Consider the following 22,471-nt stretch of genomic DNA (forward strand, 5'->3'; position numbering starts at 1 on the left):
GACAAGGAGACCCCGATGACCATGCTCGACGCACCCCGACTCACCCCCGCGCAGAGAGCAGTCTGGACCGCCGCCCAGATCGACGGCGGGGAGGGCACCTATTCGCTGGCTTGGCGACTCGAGCTGCCCAGGGCGACCGACCTCGCACGCTTCCACAGTGCGCTCCGAGGCACGCTCGCCGCACTCCCGCAGCTCGATCGCGCGTTCACACCGTCAGCGGACGGCGATCTCGACATCGTCGACGCGGTGCCCGGACGCCTGGAGACTCACTCGACGACCGGGTCGGACACCGATATCGATGCGCTGGTCGCCGACGCTCGGTCGCGGATCGGGTCGCCGGACATCGGTCCGATGCACCACCACATCGTCGCCGCCGCCGACGACGGGCGGCTGTGGTGGATTCAGGCCTACCATCACGTGGTGATCGACGGTCTGTCGGTCGCCGCACTCACCGAACGCGTCGCTGACCTCTATAACGATGTTCGGACCAACCGATCGACCCATTCGCGAACCGACACCGCGTCGCCGCGCGAGGACCGGGACTACTGGGATGCGGTGGTCGCGAGCCTGCCCGACGATCACGGCCTGCTCGAACACACGGGACTGTCCGTCTCCCACGCAGCGATCGACCTACCGGAGAACATCGCCGAGCGAGTACTCGCATTGGCCGAACGATCGCACACATCGCCGCGCCGCGCTGTCGTCGGTCTCCTCAGCGCGTACGCCGCAACGACCAGACCAGCAGGGCAGCAATCCATTCGGTTGGCAATCGCCGGTCACGCACCGGCGGGATCACCGATCGCCATGACGTCCAGCGTCGTACCGTTCGTGCTCGAGCACGCACGCAGCAGGACTGTCGTCGACGTGCTTGCCGAAGTCGATTCCACCCTGACGGGGATGCGCGCTCACACCGCGGTCGCACCCGAGGTGGTGACCGAGCTTCTGCGGCGACACCGAGGGGACTCCGCGCTTGTGGCACCGGGAGTCAATGTCCTGGTGGCCGAGAATGACCCGATGTTCGGCGGCGAGCGAGCGCGACTGCGTCAGTGTTGGCTCGGTCCCGTGACAGACCTCGAATTCGTGGTGGAGGGCACCATCGACCGTGCGAACCCCCAATGCTCGTGGTTGGCAATGGAGGTACGAGGCGCGAGCGCCGGCACGGAGATCCGAGCCCACGCGCACGCGTTGGCAGTTTTTCTGGACGCCGCGACCGCCGCACCGAATGCTCCGATCGACTCCTTGCCTCTGGCCTCGTCGCAACACCTGCAGATGCTCGTCACCGACGTCAACGAGACCGGCCACTGTCTCGCCGACCAGGACGTCGTGCAGATGTTCGAGTCCTGGGCGGCGCGGACGGGCGACGCGACTGCCGTCGTCGCAGGCCGGACCCGACTGACCTACTCGGAGCTGAGGCTCCGTTCGAACCAACTCGCGCATTCACTGGTGGCAGCAGGAGTCGTCCCCGAAGCACGGGTAGCCATCGACATGACTCGGTCGGCCGAGATGGTCGTCTCCGTCATGGCCGTCCTCGCCGCAGGAGCAGCATTCGTCCCGTTCGACCCGCAGTGGCCGCAGGCCCGCAGGAGTGCGGTGGTCCACGACGCGAACATCAGCGTGGCGCTACGAGGACCGGGAAGCTCCGGGTGCGATGAGGACACCGAGGCGCTGTCCATAGCGGTGGCCCTCGACCGGTGGGAGCACGAGAATCGGCCCGGCAGTGCGCCATCGGGAGTGCTGCGTCACGGGGCCGGCCTGGCATACGTCATCTTCACCTCGGGTTCGACGGGTCGACCGAAAGGGGCCATGATCCGACACGAGGCCATCGCGAGCCGGATGAGATGGCAGATCGAGCACATTCTGAAGGTCGGGCCAGGTGATGCCAGTCTGTTCAAAGCGCCGCTGGCGTTCGATATTTCGATCAACGAGCTGCTGCTCCCGCTGTGCTCGGGAGGAACCGTGGTCGTGGCGGGGCCCGGCGAGGATCGAGACCCGCAGCGATTGTTGGAGTTGATATCTCGTGAACGAGTGACCTTCGTGTATCTCGTCGCCTCCATGCTCGATGTGCTCCTCGAAACCAGCGCCGGAACCGATGCGATGGCAGGGGTTCGGCACGTGTGGTGCGGCGGTGAAGTTCTCACCCCGGAACTGTTCGCTCGGTTCCGCTCTCGCATGAGCGGGACCCTCTATCACGGGTACGGGCCCGCCGAGGCGACCATCGGGGTCTCCCACGTGGTGTACGACAGGACCGGATCCGACCGAATATCGACCTCGATCGGGCAGCCCAATCCGGGGTGCCGGTTGTACGTGCTCGACGACCGTCTTCGGCCGCTCCCCCTGGGCATGGGCGGCGAGCTCTACGCGGCGGGGGACCTGCTCGGCCGCGGCTATGTCGGCGCATCGGACATGACTGCCGCGAGATTCGTCGCCGATCCCTTTGCCGTCGAGGTCGGCGGACGTGCCTACAGAACGGGTGACCGCGCTCGCTGGACGGACGGCGGAACACTCGACTTTCTCGGCCGAGCCGACAACCAGGTCAAGATCCGCGGCATGCGCGTGGAATTGGAAGAAATCGAAGCCGCCGCAGCCACGCATCCCCAGGTTCGCGCCGCCGTCGTACTCGTGCACGCAGCTCAATCACCGATGCTCTGCGGATACGTGGTCCCGACCGACGACGCGGAACCGAACTCAGACAACCTCTCTCGCAGTGTTCTCGCGCATCTGACAACGCTGCTACCTCAGCACATGGTCCCTACACACCTGATGGTGCTCGACGCCTTTCCCACGACCGTCAACGGCAAGGTCGACCGCCGAGCCCTGCCCGTCCCCGACGTCGCAGGTTCACCGCCGGGTTCGCTGACCGACGTGCAGCTGCGGTTGGCCGGCCACGTCGCGACCCTGCTCGCCCGGGACTCCGGACCCCGAGCGCTACTGGACTCCATGGGTCCGGACAGCGACTTCTTCGCCCTGGGCGGAGATTCGCTGGCCGCGATGCGTCTGGCCACCCGGGTCAACCGGGATCTGAACGTACAGATATCGGTGCGGGCTGTGTTCGATCACCCGACGATCGCAGCTCTGTCGGCATACATCGACGTCGCCGACGCGCCCACCACCGTTGACAGACCCAGCAGCAACGGCACGGTGGAGATCGAAACGCGCACCCGGCCGATGAACGCCGGAGAACGACGAATGTGGCTGGCGGACAGGCTGAGTGGACACGGAGGGACCTACACGGTGCCGCTGGCGTTCCGGGTCACCGGCCCCCTCGACCCGCCTGCCCTCGAACAGGCGCTGGCCGACGTCACCGCACGTCATCGGTCACTGCGGTCGTTGTACGTCGAGAACGACGGAGCATTGACAGTGCAGATCCTCGACCCGAGCGACGAACGCTCGTCCCCTCCCTTGCGGCATCACGTCGTGTCGTCGACGCACGTCCCGTACGCGATCGAGCAGTACCTGCGGGAACGATTCGATCCGTCGGAGTCCATTCCGCTGCGCGCCAGCATATTCACTCATGAAGACGAGAAAGACTGCGCGACAGTTGTTCTCGCCGTCCACCACATCGCCACCGACGAATGGTCCGAGCCGGCACTGCTGCGGACCCTCTCCCGTGCCTACGCCGCACGCAGCGCCGGCCGGACACCGGTAGACCTGGGTACACCGCCGCCCCATCAAGCGCTGGTGGAGGAAGACCACGATGCCGAGATCGCTTCGTGGCGAGTACATCTGACCCCGCTACCGCCGGTACTCGAGGTACCGGGTTGGCGGCCTGCACGCCACGTCGGCGCACGTCCGGGTCGGACGATACGACGCGTCGTCGCCGACGATGTCGCGACGGCCGTACGGGCTACGGCGCGCACCTGCGGGGCGAGCATGTACATGGCCACTCAGGTGGCCACCGCGATCGCACTGCGGGCGTGCGGATCGGGTGAGCAGTTCCTCACGGCGTCGCCGATGTCGATCCGATCCGAGCACACGGGCCACGACGACACCGACAGCAATCTGGACGACGAAGTAGGTTTCTTCCTGAACACCGTGCTGCTCCGTGCGGATCTACGCGGAAACCCCACCCTGCGAGAGCTGTTCATGCGTGCACGCGACCAGACCCTGCACGCGCTCGCGCATTCGACGGCACCGTACGAGGACATCGTTGCGGCGGTGCCGGCGCTGCGAGAGCAGCCACCGGTGCGCGTGATGGTGATCCACCAACCGCACCGGGACGGCGGCGGCGCTCTGTCCCTCGGCGACTTGGACACCGACCGGCTGCCCGTCGACACCGGAACGGCAAAGTACGACATCAGTGTCACCCTGCAAGAATACGATTCGGCACTCGGGCTCACCATCGAGTACGCAACCGACGTCGTCGACACCGACGCCGCCGAGACACTGATGCGGCGAATCGAGACGGTGCTCAAGCGGATGCCGGCATCGCTGGACCTGCCGGTCGGAGCACTGGATCTGCTCGACGCCCAGGACCGCGCCACCCTGTCCCGACTCGACGGCGCGCAACGGGACATCGAACCGGATCTGACGCTCGACAGGATCATCACGCGCACAGCCCCGGTGGACGGTGCGGCGCTGATCTTCGACGGTCGTCGCCGAGATCTCGGATCCGTCCTGGGCGAGGCAGCCGCACTGGCACGACTGATCATCGACTCCGGTCATGGACCCGAGGACGTCGTGGCGGTCGCACTCGATCGCTCACCCGAGCTGATCGTCACGCTCCTCGCCGTGACCTACTCCGGAGCCGCCTACGTGCCCCTAGATCCAGGACTCCCCGAAGCACGGATTCGATACCTCCTCGACAACTCCGGGGCCGCCACGATCGTCACCACCGCCGATATCGCAGCGCGCCTTCCCTCCTCGGACGTGCCGCTGATCGACCTCGCCGACCCCTCGGTAGTGACTCGGCTGGCCGCGCTACCGACGCACCCGGTCGTCGACTCCGAGCGCCGACGCCCGCTGCGGGGCGACCATCCGGCGTACGTCCTCTACACGTCCGGGTCGACCGGAAGACCGAAGGGCGTCGCTGTATCCCATTCGGCCATCGTCAACCGCTTGCTCTGGGCCGCAGAGCATCACGCAATCACCGCTACCGACGTGTTCCTGCAGAAGACCCCCGCGTCGTTCGACGTCTCGGGGTGGGAGATCTTTCTCCCGTTCGTCACCGGAACGTCGATCGTCGTGGTCGAAGACGGTGGCCACCGAGATCCCCGACACCTGGCAGAGCTCATCGCGGCGCACGAGGTGAGCATCGTCCACTTCGTTCCCTCGATGCTCAGCGAATTCCTGACCTCAGCAACGTCCGAACCCGCGAGCAAAGTCCTCGACGCCAGGGCACTGCGACTGATCGTATGCAGCGGAGAACCGTTGACACCGCAGCACGCACAGTCGGTAGCGGCAGCCTTCCCGCGGGCGACCCTGCTGAACTTGTACGGCCCCACCGAAGCCGCTATCGACGTCACGGCCGAGAATGTCTCGGGCCGCGATCCGGCTGCAGACCGCACCGTCGCGATCGGCACCCCAGTGTGGAACACCCACTGCCGCATACTCGATCACAACCTCGACGAGGTGCTCCCCGGCACCGAAGGAGACCTCTACCTCGGCGGAGCGCAACTGGCCCGCGGCTACCACCACAACACCGCACTGACCGCGAGCAGATTCGTGGCCGACCCTCGGGCCGACGCGCCCGGGGCCCGTCTCTATCACTCCGGCGACCGTGCGCGACAACGACGCGACGGCAGCATCGAGTACCTCGGTCGCACCGACGGCCAGATCAAGCTGGCCGGGCAACGCATCGAACTGGCCGAGGTCGAGGCCGCGCTCCTCGCCCATCCCGGCGTCCGGTCGAGCGCCGCGGCCCAGCAGAACACACCGGCCGGGCCACGACTGGTCGGATACGTCGTCCCCGAAACCGGAAACACACTGCACGAGAGTGATATACGCGCAACGATCACACGTATCCTCCCCCCATCATGGATTCCGGCCCGTATCGCGACACTGGACGAGATCCCCCTGACCTCGAGCGGGAAACTCGACCGCAACGCGCTTCCCCCCATCGATTTCCGTGACGACTGCGCGCCTTGTGATCGAGCACCGACAAACTGCCGCGAGATCGCCATTCGTGCTGCCATCGCCGAAGCACTGGGAATCGAGGCTGCCGCCATCGGAATCGACGACGACTTCTTCCGAATCGGCGGCGACAGCATCAGCGCTATACGCACAGTCACCCTCGCACGCAGACACGGCTGGCGTATCACCGAAATGCACATATTCGACCTCCGCACCGTCGCAGCGCTCGCCGAGGCCGCCCTCGAAGACACGATGGCGGAGGCGACGAACACCTCCGTGCACGACAGCCGCGCCCGTGCAGACATTGCTGTTCCTCTCCCGGACCTGGCGAAAGTTGCCGTGAAGTCGGGTCTGGACATCGACGACCGCATCGAGACGGTGCAGGTCGAGATCCCCGCCCGCGTCGATGTGACCGCGAGCGACCTCGATGCAGAAGTCCGCCAGGCGGCGACGGCGCTGATGGAGACGTTCCCTGCCCTGCGCACCCGCATCGACCGCACACGCCGCCGATTGTGGAAGGCCTTCGAGGTACATCTCGGCGCAGTAAAACTGGGAACTGTCGTGCACATCGCCGATGGGGACAGGTCAGGGCAGCAAGAGCAGGCCGATGACACGAACGCGATCGATATCGACACCGGTCCGTTGCTGCACATCCTCGTCGACAAAAACGACGCCGCCGGGTGGTCCGCACAGCTGTCCGTCCATCACCTCGCACTCTCCGAGGACCTCACCGCGTCGACAGTGGCGGAGCACTTTCTCGGCACCCTTGCATCAGGAGTACACCTATGACGCACACCCACGCGTCCGCACGCACCGGTCCAGCGTCGAGTGCACAGGAGCGGATGCTGTTTCTCGACCAAATGGAAACGGACCGCCATGCGTACACCATGCCGATCCACCTCGACCTGACGTCGGATCCGGATCTGGGCGTCCTCGCCGGTGCCCTCGCTGATGTGGCGACACGACATTCCTCACTGCGCAGTGTGTACTCGAACGACGCCGGCACGGTACTACGCCACCTGAGACCTGACCCCGCGGTCGAGGTAGCGGACTGTCGAGGTGAGCCCTACCGACCGCGCACGTTCGACCTCAGTACCGAGATCCCGTTCGCCGCCGACCTGTACGACCGCTCGCGATTGGTCTTGACGGTGCACCACATCGCCGCCGACGGTGGTTCGGTGCCGATCCTGCTGAACGATCTCGAGATCGCGTACGCCGCGCGCGTGCGGGGCGAGACGCCCGTATGGGCCGCGCAGGCGGTGGACTACGCGGACTATGCGGCCGATGAAGATGCCACCGATGTTGCTGCTTCTCAGCCGTTCTGGACGAGGACACTCGCACCGTATGTCGAGCCCGTCGATCTTCCGCTCGATCATGCTCGTAGCGACGTACCGTCGACGTCGGGGCAGATCATCGAGACTGTCCTGCCCGCGTTCCTCGCCGATGACATCGAGCAATTCTGCACGACGCATCGCATCAGCCGACTGGTCTTTCTCCAGATCATCGCTGCACTCGCGCTGCGTGCCCACGGCGGCGGCAACCGGATCCCGATGGGTACGGCCGTCGATACCCGGCCACCGGACGCTGTGGCGGACGCGGTGGGGCTCTACGTCAACACCGTAGTGCTCCCCACCGACCTCACCGGCGACCCCACCGTTGCCGCGCTGACCGCGCGGACGAGAAGCTCGACCCTCGACTGTGTCGACAATCGCGCTACCCCCTTCCACGATGTCGTCGACTGGCTTCGACCCGAGCGAACCCCGGGTGTGCATCCGCTGTTTCAGGTGATGATCGCCGAGGTGGACACGAGGCCGAAGCCGGTGTCGCTGGGGCCCGTCGACGGAGTCCTCCGCCCACCGGACGACGCGTCGGCAAAGTTCGATCTGATCGTCGCAATCGGTCCACGAGGTCGATCGGGGCGGCTTGGCCTCGATATCGTCTACCGCCGTGAACTGTTCGACCACAGGACTGTTCAGACGATTCTCGACGACATGACGCTGATCGCGGCACAGGCGGTCGCAGATCCGACTCGCCGTATCTCCGAACTGCTCCCCCGACAGACTCCGCCGACCTCGGACCACATCCCGAGACGCGGTCGATCGAGCCCCGGCAGGTGGTCGCGCACGCTCACCCTGTCCGAGCGCCAGGCCCGCCGCGCCCAAGCGGCGCTCATCGGCCTCCACCTTCGGCACGATGCGCTCGCCACCGAACTCCACACCCACGGCGACATGCTCGTGCCTACCTCGCTGGCGGCAACGGAGATCCTCGAACGATCTCGAATCGCCAGAGAAGGAACGGTATTCGGAGATATCGGTGAGGCGGGTCTTCGAGCCACCTGGATCGACGAGAGTGTTCTGCGAGTCGACATGACTCGAACGGTGGTCGACGAAGAATCGTGGCCCTCCCTCCTCGACGCGTTGACCGGTGATCGACCCGTGGTCAGTGTGTCGGTGGCTCCCTCCGAACAGTGGGCACGCCTCGATCAGAAGCTGGCGCAGGACCTCTCGATCGTCGACCACGCCGAGTCGTGGCTCGACATCGTGGACGCGGCAGTGGCCGTACTCGACCGGCGGGTGGGGCGTCGCGGCGGTGCGCCGGTGCAGGCACCACCCGCGAGCCAGGGTGCCGAGAGCTCCGCGGCACTGACCACGACCGGACTTCCAAGCACTGCCGTAACCCGGACGGCAGTCCTCGAGTCGGTGCGCGAGGTGATGACGGACGTCCTCGGACTCGAGTCGATGGTGGTGTGGGTCGACGAATCCGACCGAGACCGAGGCACCGAACACGGCTCCAGGACAGTGGGTTCCCTGCGCCGCGGACTACCCGTCGTAATCGACGCCGGCAGCGTGCTCGGCGCGGACGCCGACCCCGAGCACGCCGCGTCCTTCCAGGTGGCCGCACACCTCAGTGAACACACCCCAGGGGTGTTCGACGACCTACCCGATGCCGATCTGCACGTCCGCATCCATATCTCGAGTGCCGAGGGGTACCAGCCGGTGCAGAGTGCCTCGGAGCCCGGAATCGACGTCCGGTTCCTTCGAGCCCACAGCGGTTCGTGGTCGTGCGTGTGTTCGGTGTCCGGACTCACCGACTCCGACGCCGCGTCGTGTGCTGCGCATCTGGCGACGGCGATCGCGACCAGGATGAACACGGCGGGCTCCGGGACGAATCCGTTGACGGACAACGTCTTTGCAGACGGTATCGATCGCAGTACCGACATGGCCGGACTCGACGCGCGGGAGCGTCGATATCTGGTGTCGATCCTCGGCCCGCTCCGAGCGATCTACCCGACGACCTCGCTGCAGGACGGCCTACTCTTCCATCAGCAGCTCGGCGGACAGAGCGAGGGCGTCTACGTTTCGCAGACCGTGATGCAGCTGTCCGGTTCGCTCGATACCGATCTACTGCGGAGCGCCGCCGACGCTGTACTCGCGGCACACCCGCAAGTCGGTGCGGGATATGTCCAACTCGGTGAGCGCACCGTTGCCGCCGTGCCAAGGACGGTCAAGATTCCCTGGTCGACAAAGGATCTGCGGCATCTCGACGTCGACTCGGCTCGAGCGGAGCTGGCCCGCTTCGAGCAGCGCGAAGCTGCAGCGGGCTTCGACCCTCTACAGCCGCCGCTGGTACGACTGGGCGTGGTGCTGCTCCCCGAAGGCGAGAGCGCGATGGTGTTCACCATCGAGCATCTCGTTCTCGACGGGTGGTCGATCTGGAGATTCCTGCGGGCCATTCTCGACGAGTACACCCGGCCCGGGCACGTCGAGACGACCTACCGAGCATCGTACGACGACTACATGATGTGGCTGCGAACTCGCGATCGTGATGCGGGCCTGCAGATGTGGCAGCGCCAGCTCGCCGACACGCCGGGACCGACGCGGCTTGCTCCCCGGCACACCGCAGCCTCGGTCGATCCGGCCCGTTCGGCGGACTCTGTCTTTTACCTCGACCGCTCACTGACCCGCGACGTGAAAGAACTCGCCGCTCAGACCGGCGTGACGATGAGCATCGTCTACGAACTGGCGTGGGCGCTGACGCTGCAGAAGTTCACCGGCCAGGACGACGTCGTGTTCGGCACCGTGGTGTCCGGGCGCCCGGCCGAGATCCCCGGTATCGACGAGCTCCTTGGTTTGCTGTTCAATACCGTGCCACTGCGGGTGCGGCTCATCCCCAGTCTCACAGCTCGCGACCACCTGGCCCGTATCCAGGACGAGCGGCGACCACTGCTGACTCATCCATACCTCGCGCTGTCCGATCTCGAGGAGTGCGCTGGGCACCGTGGATTGTTCGATACGTTGTTCGTCTTTCAGAACATTCCGGTCGTCCCTCCCGACGAGCGCTTGGGCCCAGATGGCGAACTTCGGGTTGTCGACCAGAAACTGAGCGATGCAACGCATTACGCGATGACGGTGGTGGTCGCACCGATGGAATCCGGTGCGCGTGTGAGGATGATGCATCAGCAGGACGCGCTCGACGCTGCCCAGGCTGCAGCGGTCGCCGACACCTATCGGGCGGCGCTGGCTGCGCTGACGGCAGGGCCGGACAAGGCAGCGGCACGCATCGCTCTGCTCACCCCGCACGAGCTCGCGTGGACGCAGCGACACTCGGGTGCACGCGGCTCGGATGTACCCGAGCAAACGGTGTGGGATCTGTTCGCCGCACGCGCAGCAGACCGACCGACCGACCTGGCGTTGGTGGCCGGAGATGTCCGGTGGAGTTTCGCCGATCTGCATGTGCGCGCGGTGAACCTCGGTGCGTTTTTGCGATCGCACGGCGTGGTCGGGGAATCGCGGGTCATGCTCTTCCTCCCCCGTACCGAGCTCATGGTCGAGGCACTGTTCGGTGTCTTTGCCGCAGGAGCTGCCTACGTTCCGGTCGATACGGGCATGCCACCGGACCGCATCGAGTACATCGTGCGCGAATCGCGCCCACACGTCGTTCTCACGACGAGCACGCTGGCGGCAACTCTGCGGAGCATCACGGCAGCAGAGTGCGCTGCCGTGATCGAACTCGATACCGACGGTGTCCGTCAGCAATTGCTGGTGTCCGGCGAGAACGAGTCGACGCCGACCGGCACGTTCACGCGTCGTCTCGACCAGCTTGCCTACATCATCTACACGTCGGGATCGACGGGTCGCCCCAAAGGCGTTGCAGTTCCCTACGGGGGGTTGACGAACATGTTCGTCAACCACCGCACGGAGATCTTCGAGCCCGTCGTCGCCCGGGCCGGGCATCGGCAGCTGGCGATCGCGCACACCACGTCCTTTTCGTTCGACGCATCGTGGGAGCAGTTGTTCTGGCTGTTGGAGGGGCACACCGTGCACGTCATCGACGAGCAGACGCGCCGCGATCCGGTGATTCTCCTCGACTACTTCGATGAGGAGAAGATCGATGCCTTCGACGTCACACCGACCTACGGTGAGCTTCTCGTCGACGCCGGTCTACTGGACCGTCCACGGTGCCGAGCAACGACCCCGGAGGACGACAACGCCGCGGGCCTGGTCTTCGTCTCGCTCGGCGGCGAAGCGGTGGGAGACCGCCTGTGGTCGAACCTACGCGAGGCACCCGGGACCGGGGGCTACAACCTCTACGGGCCCACCGAGTACACCATCAACGCACTCGGTGCGGACGTACAGGACCGGTCGACGCCGACGCTGGGGCGGCCCATTCTGAACACGACCGCACACGTACTCGAAACCGCGCTGCGGCAATCGGCACCCGGCGTCATCGGCGAGCTGTATCTGTCGGGTGCCGGCCTCGCCCGCGGATACGACGGACGAGCTGCGCTGACCGCAGAACGGTTCGTCGCGAACCCATTCGCCGACGACGGTTCCAGGATGTACCGAACCGGTGACCTGGTATCGCGCGACCCGGACGGGTTGATCTCCTATCACGGCCGCGCCGACAGCCAGGTGAAGATCAGAGGGCACCGCGTCGAAACCGGGGAGATACAGGACACCCTGCTGCGGCTACCCGGAATCCTGCGCGCCGCAGTGACCGTGTTCGAGCGGGCCGGCAGCACGGAACTGGCCGCATACGTGCTCGTCGACGACACAGTGCCGTCGGACATCGACGCATCAGCGGTCAAAGACGGCCTGCGGGAACTGATACCGACCTACATGGTCCCGGCATCGGTGCAGGTGGTCGACAGTCTCCCGCTGACGGTCAACGGGAAACTCGACGTCGGGGCGCTGCCGCCGCCGTCGGAGAACACCGAGTCGGTCGACCGTCCACGCGGCGATGTCGAGGCGCTGATCGCAGCCGCGGTCGAGGATGTACTGGGCGTCAGCGAGATCGGCAGGGACGACGACTTCTTTGCCTTGGGTGGGCATTCCCTGGCCGCCGTACGGTTGACGTCTCGATTGCGCACAGTGGATCTCGATCTCGGTGTGCGCGAGATCTACGCCCACCCGACAGTGGCGGGTCTGGCACGGGCAGTGATCGACGGCGGCGGAGACAGCATGCTCGCACCGTTGGTGGTGTTGCGCCAGGCCGGCGATCCCGCAGTGTTCTGCCTGCAGCCGGCCGGCGGTCTGAGTTGGTCCTACATCGGAGCACTTCGATATCTGGATCCATCGATATCGGTGTACGCCATTCAGGACCCGGCCTTGCAGAGCGGCGAGGACGCGATCGAGTTGACGTCGATCGAAGCACTGGTCGAGGACCATGTCATGCGGATCCGAGCCGTGAGACCGCACGGGCCGTATCACCTGCTCGGCTGGTCTTTCGGAGGGCAGCTCGCACATGCGATCGCCGCGCATCTGCACGAGCAGGGCGAAGTAGTGGCGTCGCTGGTGCTGCTCGATTCCTACGCCAACGTCGCAGAGGCGGACACACTTGAACGTGAAGAGTTGTCGCAGAACGGAATCGCAGAGGCCCAAAGCAATTTCCACCGCCAGATGCAGACGGATCCGCTGCTGTCGAGCTTTGTCCCCGAGGTGCAGGACCGATTGGTACGCACCCTCGGCCGTCACCTCTCACTGTCGATACCGCCGACGCTCGTCCGCCACGTCGGCGATGCCTTGCTCATCGGAGCCTCTCGTGAAACCCCACTCGAGATGCAGCAACGGCGGGACCGTCAGTGGCAGGACCGAATTACCGGAACCTTGGATGCGTACTCTGTCGACCTCGAACATGCGCAGCTCGGTCAGGCGCACAACTGGTCCGTATTCGGGCAACGAGTGGCCGACTACATCTGGGCCCGCATCCGATGAGACACCCCCACCTCGAAGGTGCCGAGGTGGGGGTGCCCGGGTCCGATCCCGCGGTCCGACTCTGTGGACCTACACGGTCGTCTTGTCGATTGCTGCTGTCAGGTCGACGATCTGCGCGGTGTAGCTCGCATAGTTGTTGGTCGCGTCGGTAGTCCAATCGGCGATGTTGCCCGCCTCCGCCGCATTCACCAAAGCCCAGGTCGGGCGGTCTGCCTCGAGCTCGGCCAACGGGGTCGAATACGAGCGAGTATCCAGCAGAATGAGATTCGGCTGGTATTGACCGACGTTCTCCCAGCTCACCGGAGTGAAGGATCCCGAGTCGGCGGCGCGTGGAACGTCGGACTCGAGAAGCGTCAGGCCCCAGTTCTTGTAGTCGCGTAGTTCGGGGAACTCGTCGTTGATCGCGACGTAGTACTGATCCGAAGGGGAAATGGCCATCGCAGTCAGACCCGGCTTCGCTGCAATTGCTTCCTTCAGGCCGGCGACCGCGGAGTCATAGGCGTCACGATCTGTCTTGATCGATTCGGTATCGATTTCGGCACCGAGTTCTGTGGCGAGGGCCTCGTAGTCCTTCAGCGTCTCGGACGAGGGCTTCTGAGCGGAGACCGCGAGGAACGGTGCAACCTGTTCGAGCTTCCTGGCGAGGTCGGACGTTTCCAGACCGAGGCCACCGTAGGCGTCGCCGGCGTACCAACCGGTGATGATCACATCGGGGTCGAGCGCTGCGACTTTCTCGACATCGATGTCACCGTACGCCTGCCCCACGCTGTCGATCCCGTCGAGATCGAGGCCGCGAAGTGGGATCGACGACTCGAAGGAGCTCCCTCCCCAGATTCCGATCGGCTTGATTCCCAACGGGATCAATGCTGCTGCGGCCTGTTCACTGGCCACGATACGCGACGGAACCGCGTCGAGCTCGACTGTTTCCCCGCGGCCGTCCACGTAGCTGAAGCCCGACTCCGAGGTGGCTTCGTTCGACTCAGCCGGTCCGTTGTCGGAGGAGGAACATCCACTCAATACGGTGGCACCCACCACAGTAAGCACTGCGAATGCAGTGCTTACTGTGCGCCGAGAGGCGGGAGCTCGAGTCGGTGAAATCGTGAAGATCCGCATACTTTCCCCATCGTTCAAGTTAGGCAAACTTTACCTATGTTGGAAGACTAACCAACCCGACCTGAGTTCGGTGCAGTTGGTTCGCCATACCCGGGGTGCGCATCACGCGTCGCTTCGCATCGACAGTGTTTCTTGTGGCTGTTTGGGCTAGCGGCACGGCTGGAGGTACCGGCGCGAAAAACGGGAGGCCGGGTTCTTCACCTCTGTCACCGACCTGACCTCCAAAGTTCGCGCCTTCATCAACGGCATAACCACCGCCCCGCGACGAAAACGAAAACGACCCCAATTAGGAGACGCGCACTAGTCGCCTCGTTTGCTCTATAGGCAATGGCCTGTGCGCACTACGCGTCCGGGCCATTGCCGCACTCGGCTGCAAGTCGAATACGTTGCACGTCCTCGGGCTGTACATTCTCAACTCATGGAGATCGATGTTTCTGTGGTTCGAGTGTTCACCGACGATGCGGGCCAACAGGGAAATGCGCTCGGCATCGTCGACGCCGCCGCCGTAGCCGAACCCCAGCGCCAAGAATTGGCCGCCCAGCTCGCTTTCAGCGAAACCGTTTTCGTCGATTCCGACGGATCGCAGATCGCTTCGGCGACCATCTTCACTCCTGCCGTCGAACTACCGTTCGCCGGCCATCCGACGGTCGGGTTGTCATGGTGGCTGCGTGGGCAAGGCACCCCGGTCCACACTCTCTCCGTCCCGGCAGGAAACGTGCGCGTCCGCTACGACGGAGACATGACCTGGGTCAGGTCTCGAGCAGCCTGGGCACCGGAGTTCGAGCTCCATCACGTTCCGTCCGTCGACGAGGTCGAGGCAACGGATCCAACGGCGTTCACCGAGGGTCACCACTATGTGTGGGCATGGATCGATGAAGAAGCGGGACAAATTCGATCTCGGATGTTCGCACCCAGCATGGGCGTCGCCGAGGACGAGGCAACCGGAGCCGCCGCGGTACGGATCACCGACGCGCTCGGACGCGGACTCACCATCACACAGGGACGTGGATCACAGCTCGTGACAACACTTTCTGACGGGTGGATCGAACTCGGCGGCCGTACAGTCGCCGAGAAAACGTTCACCGTCTGACGTCGGATTCACGAGACTTCGGATTCATGAGACTTCGGATTCATTGGACTTCGACGGCGATCTCGTCCCCCAAGCTCACACCTGGCGCCAACGGCAGACGGTCGCCGCTCCAGAATTTTCCGGGGTCGAACCAATTGGCTTTCTTGTTGCCGGACAGCAGTCCCATGTCATCGTAGGTCAGCGCAACCACCTCGGCGCAGTACGCGGTTTCGAGCGCGGCGGCAGAGCCCGGGCCGCCGCCCGAATCCGACAAGTCGCGCAACCTGGGTAGGCGTCCCAGAAACCAGCGGCCGGTGAGTTTCGCGGTTGTCGGGAACGCGGTGCCGTCCATGCGCGCAATGGTGCGCATCAACGCATCCTCCTGCTCGCGCGTGACGGCGGGGCTCAGTTGGCGGAGCCAACAACGCTGCTCGTACTTGTTCGACCACTGCATCACCGCTTCACGTAGATCGTGCAGCTGCACCCCGCGCTGGTAGTTGCCGGTCCACATGTCCTGCAGAGACTTTCCCAGCTCCGCGTGCCACATGAGAGGCGGGAGATCGTCGACGACGACGGCCATGCCAACATGGTTCACGGGACTGTTGGTCAATGTCTGGATCGCCCGGTCTGCCCGCGAATGGCCACGAAAGATCCAGATATCGCCGGTTCGAGTCGCATCGAGCGCAGAGTTCAGGTCGATTCGCGACGCAGTCATGATCGACAGCCTAGAGCGGGAGCCCGGATCGCCCCGGCCGGCGTCGGGCCACAGTACGGTTGAGCGATGAAGATGTGGAAGATCCTCGGTCTCGCCGGGGTCGTGGGCGTTGCGGCGACGGGAGCCCTCGTGGTGCGCAACGAACGGGCGCGGCGCGCCTACGAACCGGACGAGGTCCGTGCCCGACTGCACGCACGTCATGCTCAAGCAGCCGCCGCGACCGCCTCCACTGGCTTTGCCATTACCGAACCGACGACCCGTCTGCGGCGCCTGAAACGTCGATTCAGCCGAGAGCAGTGAGGAATCGGCTCGCCAACTCTTCGACCTCGGCATCGGTCATCACGAACGACGGTGAAATCTGCATCGCACCCTGACCTGCGGCTCGCCCGGATACACCGTGCTTGCGCAACGTCTTGACCAACGGCAACGCCTCGGCCGGATCGGTCAGCTGCACTGCCGCGACAGCACCCAATCCGCTGCGCACCTCCTGCACGCGAGGGTGCTGCGCGAGTGGAGCGAGGTGAGCGTGCAATGTCGCCTCGAGCCGTGCCGAGTCGTCGAGCAGGTTCTCCCGTTCGATGATGTCGAGGTTCGCCATCGCGGCAGCCGCAGCACCGGCGTGGCCGCCGTAGGTGTACCCGTGACGCCACCAAACACCACCGGAGAAGAACGGATCGGCGATGTGCGGCGCAACGAAGACAGCGCCCATCGGCACATAGCCGGAGGTGAGGCCTTTGGCTGTGGCAATCAGATCGGGTTGCAGGTCGAATCGTGTGGAAGCGAACCAGGATCCACCGATGCGGCCGAAGCCCGTCACCACTTCGTCGGCGACGAAGAGCACGTCGTTGTCGCGGCAGATCTGACGCACTTCCTGCAGATAGCCGGCCGGTGGGAGGTAGACACCGCCGGCCCCGATGATCGGCTCGCAGAAGAACGCTGCGATCTTGTCCGCGCCCACCTCCTCGATCAGCGACAGCAGGCTTTTCGCGTCGTCCCAGGCGACGGTTCTGGCATCGGGCATCAGGACGCCGTAGTTCTCGTGGTTGACAGCGATGCCGGCCAGCGACGTCCCCGCCACGTGCATGCCGTGATAAGCCTTCTGCCGGCCGACAATCATCGTCTTGCCAGGTTTGCCGACCTCATGCCAGTAGCGCCGGGCGAGCTTGGCGGCCGTGTCGATCGAATCGGACCCACCCGAGGTGAAGAAGACCTTGCTTCCGGCGACCGGTGCGATCTCGCCCAGACGCTCGGCCAAAGCCAATGTGGTCTCCGGCACGAAGTCACCGAAGTTGGAGTAGTGAGCCAGGGAACCGAGCTGAGCTGCGACTGCGTCGGCGATCTCGGTCCGTCCGTGACCGACGTTGGTGAACCACAGCCCTGCGGTAGCGTCGAGGTACTTGTTGCCCTCGCGATCGAAGATGTGCGCGCCCTCGCCGCGGGAGACGACGAACGGTCCACTAGCGGTGACGGCCCCCATATCCGCGAACCCGTGCCACAGGGCGGAGTGAGTGGATTCGTACGTCGGCTCTTGTGATGCACCCGGTTCTGGAGAAGACATGGCTCGAAGCTTAGTCGGGCCGCCGCACGAGCCGACCCACGGCGTTCACCGCCAGAGCCATCAGGCCGAACGCTACCGTCAACACGATCAACCCGATCGTGAGCGCTACGTACCCCTGTGACCGCGGATCGAGAAACGGGTACGGATACCAGTCGACGATGGGTCCGCGGACAAGTGTGTAGACGCCGTAGACCAGTGGAAACGCCAACCACAGCATCGTTTGCGCTTCGGAAATTCGGTGTCGGGTCGGCACCGCGATCCAATCGATCAACATCACGATCGGCATGATCCGGTGCACTACGTCGTTCGTCCAACCGTCTGCGACGCCGACGTCGATGTTCGACAACAGGACCGCATAAACAATGCCAGTGATGACCATGTACAGCGTGACCGCGCCCCGAAGGAGTTGCCATCGCCGACCCTGCGGATCCACCAGACCGCCCACTGCCAGCACAACAATGGCGAGCACGTTGCTCAGAACGGTGAAGTAGCTGAAGAAGTTGACGACCGAGAACGTCGGAGATTCCAATCCGGAAGCCAGAATGGTCGCCAACGCTGCGACGGTCAGTGCTGCGAACGCCACGCGCACAACCCTGATCGGTATGGCGGTGCGCAAGGCGGGCGGGGCGACGGAGTGCGGGTCGGATTCCACAGCCATACCCGATCCTTGCACAGACGCTGCCCGAAATTCTCCCGCGCAGCCATACGCGATTACCCTTGGAACTTCCATGCCTACTTCACCTGTCTCCGAGCGTCGTCGTTCGCTCCTTTCGCGTATGTTCGGCGTCACCCTTCGCGACGAAAATCGACTTCGTCGGCGCCTCGACCAAGCTCGAACCGAGGACGCGTTGGAACGAGTCGAAGCCGAGATAGGGCGAGCCGAGACCGTCGTCACCAATCGGCGTGCCGCAGTGCCTCGCATCGAGTACCCGCAGAACCTGCCTGTCAGCATGCGACGCGACGACATCGCCGCCGCCATCGATGCGCATCAGGTCGTCATCGTCGCCGGCGAGACCGGTTCGGGAAAGACGACCCAGATCCCCAAGATCTGCCTCGAACTGGGCCGCGGCGTTCGAGGCTCGATCGGCCACACACAGCCCCGTCGTCTGGCAGCCAGGACCGTCGCCGAGCGCATCGCCGAGGAAGTGGGCGAACAGATCGGCGAGTCGGTGGGATACAAGGTGCGATTCACCGATCAGTCTTCGAATGCGACGCTCGTCAAGCTGATGACGGACGGCATTCTGCTCGCCGAGATCCAGCGCGACCGAATGCTGCGGCAATACGACACCCTCATCATCGACGAAGCGCACGAGCGCAGCCTCAACATCGACTTCATCCTGGGCTATCTGGCGCAGCTGCTCCCCCGGCGTCCCGACCTCAAGGTCATCGTCACCTCGGCCACGATCGATCCGGAACGGTTCGCGCAACATTTCGCGAAGGACGGTGTGGCCGCCCCGATCATCGAGGTCTCCGGCCGCACGTTCCCTGTGGAGATGCGGTATCGGCCCCTCACCGTCGATGTCGGCGACACCACCGTAGATCTCGATCCGGTCGACGCCACCTGCGACGCCGTCCAGGAACTGATCGGCGAGGGTGACGGAGACATCCTGGTCTTCCTGTCCGGCGAGCGCGAAATCCGAGATACGGCAGACGCATTGGCTGACCGGGCCTTTCGCAACACCGAGGTGGTGCCGCTGTACGCCCGCCTGTCCGCCGCCGAACAACACCGAGTGTTCAGTGCGCACAGCGGCCGACGAGTCGTACTGTCCACCAACGTCGCAGAGACCTCGCTGACGGTTCCCGGCATCAGATACGTCGTCGATCCCGGCACCGCCCGCATTTCCCGCTACTCGCTCCGCACCAAGGTTCAGCGACTGCCCATCGAACCGATCTCGCAGGCGTCGGCACGCCAGCGGGCAGGTCGATGTGGTCGTGTGGCGGACGGTATCTGCATCCGCCTGTACTCCGAGGAAGACTTCGAGTCCCGGCCGCCGTTCACCGAACCGGAAATCCTTCGCACCAATCTGGCCTCGGTGATCCTGCAGATGACCTCGCTCGGTCTCGGCAGGATCGAGGACTTCCCCTTCGTCGAACCACCTGACCCGCGCAGCATCCGCGACGGCATCGGACTGTTGGAAGAACTGGGCGCGCTGAAGCCGTCGAACGAGTCCGGTCGGGCCGAGCTGACCCCGATCGGGCGCGAACTGGCGCAGCTACCCGTGGACCCACGCATGGCACGGATGCTGGTCGAGGCCAATTCCAGCGGCGCGCTCGCCGATGCGCTGGTCGTGGTTTCCGCCCTGTCCATTCAGGATGTACGGGAGCGCCCTGTCGAACACCAGCAGGCAGCGGACGAGAAGCACGCCCGGTTCGCCGTCGAGAACTCCGACTTCCTCGCGTACCTCGAACTCTGGAAGTACCTGGGTGCGCAGCGAGACGACCTGAGCTCCAACCAGTTTCGGCGTATGTGCCGCAACGAATTCCTGCACTACCTGAGAATCAGGGAATGGCAGGATCTGCACGGCCAACTGCGCCAGATCACACGCGGGCTGGGATGGACCGTTCCGGACGCCCCCAGTTCTCCGGCTGCGCTGCATCAGTCGCTTCTGTCCGGTCTGCTCTCACACATCGGACTGCGCGAGGGCGACAAGCGAGAATTCCTCGGAGCGCGAGGAACCCACTTCGCGGTATTCCCCGGATCGGGGTTGTTCAAGAAGCCGCCGCGCTGGGTGATGGCGGCGGAACTGGTGGAGACGGGCCGACTCTGGGGCCGTATGGCGGCGCGGATCGAGCCCGAATGGGCCGAACGACTCGCACCGCACCTGGTCAAACGGACCTACTCCGAACCGCACTGGTCCACCAAGCGGCAATCGGCGATGGCCTACGAGCGCGTCACCCTCTACGGGATACCGCTGGTCACCGGGCGACCGGTGAACTATCACTCGATCGATGCGGAAATCTCACGCGAGCTGTTCATCAGGCACGCCCTGGTGCAGGGAGAGTGGAAGACCCAGCATCCGTTCTTTCACGAGAACCGGGAGTTGCTCGACGATGTCGGTGAGCTCGAGAACCGAGCTCGACGCCGAGATATCGTCGTCGACGACGACACACTGTTCGATTTCTACGACACTCGTATCGGCGCGGAAGCGGTCTCGGCGCGCCATTTCGACACGTGGTGGAAGAAAGCCAGACGCACCCAACCCAATCTGTTGAACTTCACCCCTGAGACGGTTGTCAATGCCGACGCGGGATCTGTGCTGGGCGGTGACTACCCCGACGCGTGGCGCCAGGGAGACATTCAGTTTCCGCTCACGTACCAGTTCGAACCGGGTGCCGCCGCGGACGGTGTCACCGCCCGCATCCCGATCGCTCTGCTCGCCCAGGTGCAACCCGTCGGATTCGACTGGCTGGTACCGGGCATGCGCGCGGAGTTGGTGTCCACGCTCATCAAACTCCTCCCCAAGGCGCAGCGCCGAAACGTGGTGCCCGCGCCGGACTTCGCCGCCGCCGCACTCGCCGCCATGACACCGCGTGCCGAACCGGTAGTGACCGCGCTCGCTCGTGAACTGTCCCGGCTCGGTTCGTGCCGAATCGATCCCACCGATTTCGATGTGGCGTCCATGCCGGGGCACTTGAGCATGACGTTCGCGGCTGTCGATACCGATGGCACCGAGCTGGGTTCGGACAAAGACCTGGACCGGCTGCGGCGAACGTTGGCGCCTCGAATCACCCAGGAGGTGGCCACAGCAGTCGGTGCGGCCGAACGGGCTCCGACGCTGGCATGGACCTCGTCGAGCCTCGGGACTCTCGATCAGGCCGTCACCCGGTCGGTCGGCGGCCAGACCGTTACCGGCTACCCGGCGCTGGTACCGGAAGGCGGCGGCGTGGCAGTCCGGATCCTCAGTACGCCCGCACAGCAGCGGCAAGCCATGCGTGATGGGACCCGCGCCTTGCTATTGGAACATGCACCGCGCGGCACCAAGGCCTTGATTGCCGGGATACCAACGCGTGAGCGGCTGGCTCTGGGGCAGAACCCGTACGGGAGCATCGACGCTCTGCTCGAGGATTGCCGTAGAACAGCTGTCGACGAATCGATGGATGCCCACGGTGGTCCGGTTCGGTCCCCCGACGCTTTCGCCGCGCTGTCGAAGGCGGTCAACGTCGATGTGACTGCGCGCACCTCGAGCATCCTTGTACTGGTGCGGCAGATTCTGACCGAATCACTGGCTTTGCGTGCGGTTCTGGAACGGGCGCAGGGTGATGCCGCGGACGACGTTCGCGAGCAACTCGCTTCTCTGGTGTTCGACGGCTTCGTCTTCGAGTTCGGGTCCACACGTCTGGCGGAGATCCCTCGGTACCTCAAGGCTGCGACGGTTCGATTGAATGCGTTGCCCAGCAGCGCCGCCAGAGACGACGCCGGTATGGACGTGCTGGATCGCGTCTACGAATCCTATGACCGACTGGTGAAGTCGCTACCCGAGGCCCGCCGGCAGGGCGCCGCCGTCCAGGATGTGTTCTGGATGATCGAGGAGCTCAGAGTCGGGCTCTTCGCGCAGAGCGTTCGTACGGCGTATCCAGTGTCGGAGAAGCGCGTGCAGAAAGCTATCGACGCAGCTGGGCGCAGCTGAGGCTTGCGGCACCGGTCGATCCGCACACCCCTCAGGCCGCAGTCAGCCGGATTGATATCGGCGAATGTGCGCGTGACTTCGCCGATGACACCTCGCGACTACGCG

9 protein-coding genes are annotated in these 22,471 nt (G+C 64.8%); 5 read left to right on the forward strand and 4 right to left on the reverse strand.

Going from position 1 to position 22,471, the window contains the following annotated elements; all coding sequences use genetic code 11:
* The first annotated feature begins 15 nt into the window (after positions 1–15).
* Both KVY23_RS00280 and KVY23_RS00285 read left to right on the forward strand, forming a co-directional pair.
* Positions 16–6,858, forward strand: coding sequence for a non-ribosomal peptide synthetase (locus KVY23_RS00280; RefSeq protein WP_230554797.1), 6,843 nt, complete (start codon positions 16–18; stop codon positions 6,856–6,858).
* Entirely contained in the window at positions 6,855–13,283 is a 6,429-nt protein-coding gene (locus KVY23_RS00285) for a non-ribosomal peptide synthetase (RefSeq protein ID WP_230554799.1), read from the forward strand. Before KVY23_RS00280 ends, KVY23_RS00285 begins: the two co-directional genes overlap by 4 nt.
* A 69-nt stretch (positions 13,284–13,352) precedes the next feature.
* Here the strand turns inward: KVY23_RS00285 and KVY23_RS00290 are convergent, their stop codons facing one another.
* On the reverse strand, positions 13,353–14,315 hold the full coding sequence (locus KVY23_RS00290; RefSeq protein WP_230554801.1) for an ABC transporter substrate-binding protein: 963 nt from the start codon (positions 14,313–14,315) through the stop codon (positions 13,353–13,355).
* 499 nt (positions 14,316–14,814) lie between these two features.
* Between KVY23_RS00290 and KVY23_RS00295 the strand changes: the two genes are divergently transcribed.
* The gene (locus KVY23_RS00295) at positions 14,815–15,486 is read left to right on the forward strand and encodes a PhzF family phenazine biosynthesis protein (protein ID WP_230554803.1); all 672 of its coding nucleotides are present in this window, start codon (positions 14,815–14,817) and stop codon (positions 15,484–15,486) included.
* A 40-nt stretch (positions 15,487–15,526) separates the two neighbouring features.
* Here KVY23_RS00295 and KVY23_RS00300 read toward each other — a convergent pair whose 3' ends face one another.
* A complete protein-coding gene (locus tag KVY23_RS00300; protein ID WP_230554805.1) occupies positions 15,527–16,180 on the reverse strand; it encodes a hypothetical protein in 654 nt (217 codons plus the stop codon).
* 66 nt (positions 16,181–16,246) lie between these two features.
* On the opposite strand from KVY23_RS00300, the gene KVY23_RS00305 reads away from it, so the two are divergent.
* On the forward strand, positions 16,247–16,480 hold the full coding sequence (locus KVY23_RS00305) for a hypothetical protein (protein ID WP_230554806.1): 234 nt from the start codon (positions 16,247–16,249) through the stop codon (positions 16,478–16,480).
* On the opposite strand, the gene KVY23_RS00310 is transcribed toward KVY23_RS00305, so the two are convergent.
* Both KVY23_RS00310 and KVY23_RS00315 read right to left on the reverse strand, forming a co-directional pair.
* Positions 16,464–17,738, reverse strand: a complete 1,275-nt coding sequence (locus KVY23_RS00310; RefSeq protein WP_230554808.1) for an aspartate aminotransferase family protein — start codon at positions 17,736–17,738, stop codon at positions 16,464–16,466. The genes KVY23_RS00305 and KVY23_RS00310 overlap by 17 nt on opposite strands.
* Before the next feature lie 10 nt (positions 17,739–17,748).
* The gene (locus KVY23_RS00315) at positions 17,749–18,396 is read right to left on the reverse strand and encodes a Pr6Pr family membrane protein (protein ID WP_230554809.1); all 648 of its coding nucleotides are present in this window, start codon (positions 18,394–18,396) and stop codon (positions 17,749–17,751) included.
* A gap of 70 nt (positions 18,397–18,466) precedes the next feature.
* On the opposite strand from KVY23_RS00315, the gene hrpA reads away from it, so the two are divergent.
* On the forward strand, positions 18,467–22,366 hold the full coding sequence (hrpA, locus tag KVY23_RS00320) for an ATP-dependent RNA helicase HrpA (protein WP_230554811.1): 3,900 nt from the start codon (positions 18,467–18,469) through the stop codon (positions 22,364–22,366).
* Positions 22,367–22,471: the final 105 nt, after the last annotated feature.

The organism is Rhodococcus sp. I2R, from assembly GCF_020889545.1.
GTDB lineage: Bacteria > Actinomycetota > Actinomycetes > Mycobacteriales > Mycobacteriaceae > Rhodococcoides.

What these genes read in the sequence shown, in the direction of transcription:
- KVY23_RS00280 (WP_230554797.1), top strand. Translation starts at nt 16, where the DNA reads ATGACCATGCTCGACGCACCCCGACTCACCCCCGCGCAGAGAGCAGTC.
- KVY23_RS00285 (WP_230554799.1), top strand. Translation starts at nt 6,855, where the DNA reads ATGACGCACACCCACGCGTCCGCACGCACCGGTCCAGCGTCGAGTGCA.
- KVY23_RS00295 (WP_230554803.1), top strand. Translation starts at nt 14,815, where the DNA reads ATGGAGATCGATGTTTCTGTGGTTCGAGTGTTCACCGACGATGCGGGC.
- KVY23_RS00300 (WP_230554805.1), bottom strand. Translation starts at nt 16,180, where the DNA reads ATGACTGCGTCGCGAATCGACCTGAACTCTGCGCTCGATGCGACTCGA.
- KVY23_RS00305 (WP_230554806.1), top strand. Translation starts at nt 16,247, where the DNA reads ATGAAGATGTGGAAGATCCTCGGTCTCGCCGGGGTCGTGGGCGTTGCG.
- KVY23_RS00310 (WP_230554808.1), bottom strand. Translation starts at nt 17,738, where the DNA reads ATGTCTTCTCCAGAACCGGGTGCATCACAAGAGCCGACGTACGAATCC.
- KVY23_RS00315 (WP_230554809.1), bottom strand. Translation starts at nt 18,396, where the DNA reads ATGGCTGTGGAATCCGACCCGCACTCCGTCGCCCCGCCCGCCTTGCGC.
- hrpA (WP_230554811.1), top strand. Translation starts at nt 18,467, where the DNA reads ATGCCTACTTCACCTGTCTCCGAGCGTCGTCGTTCGCTCCTTTCGCGT.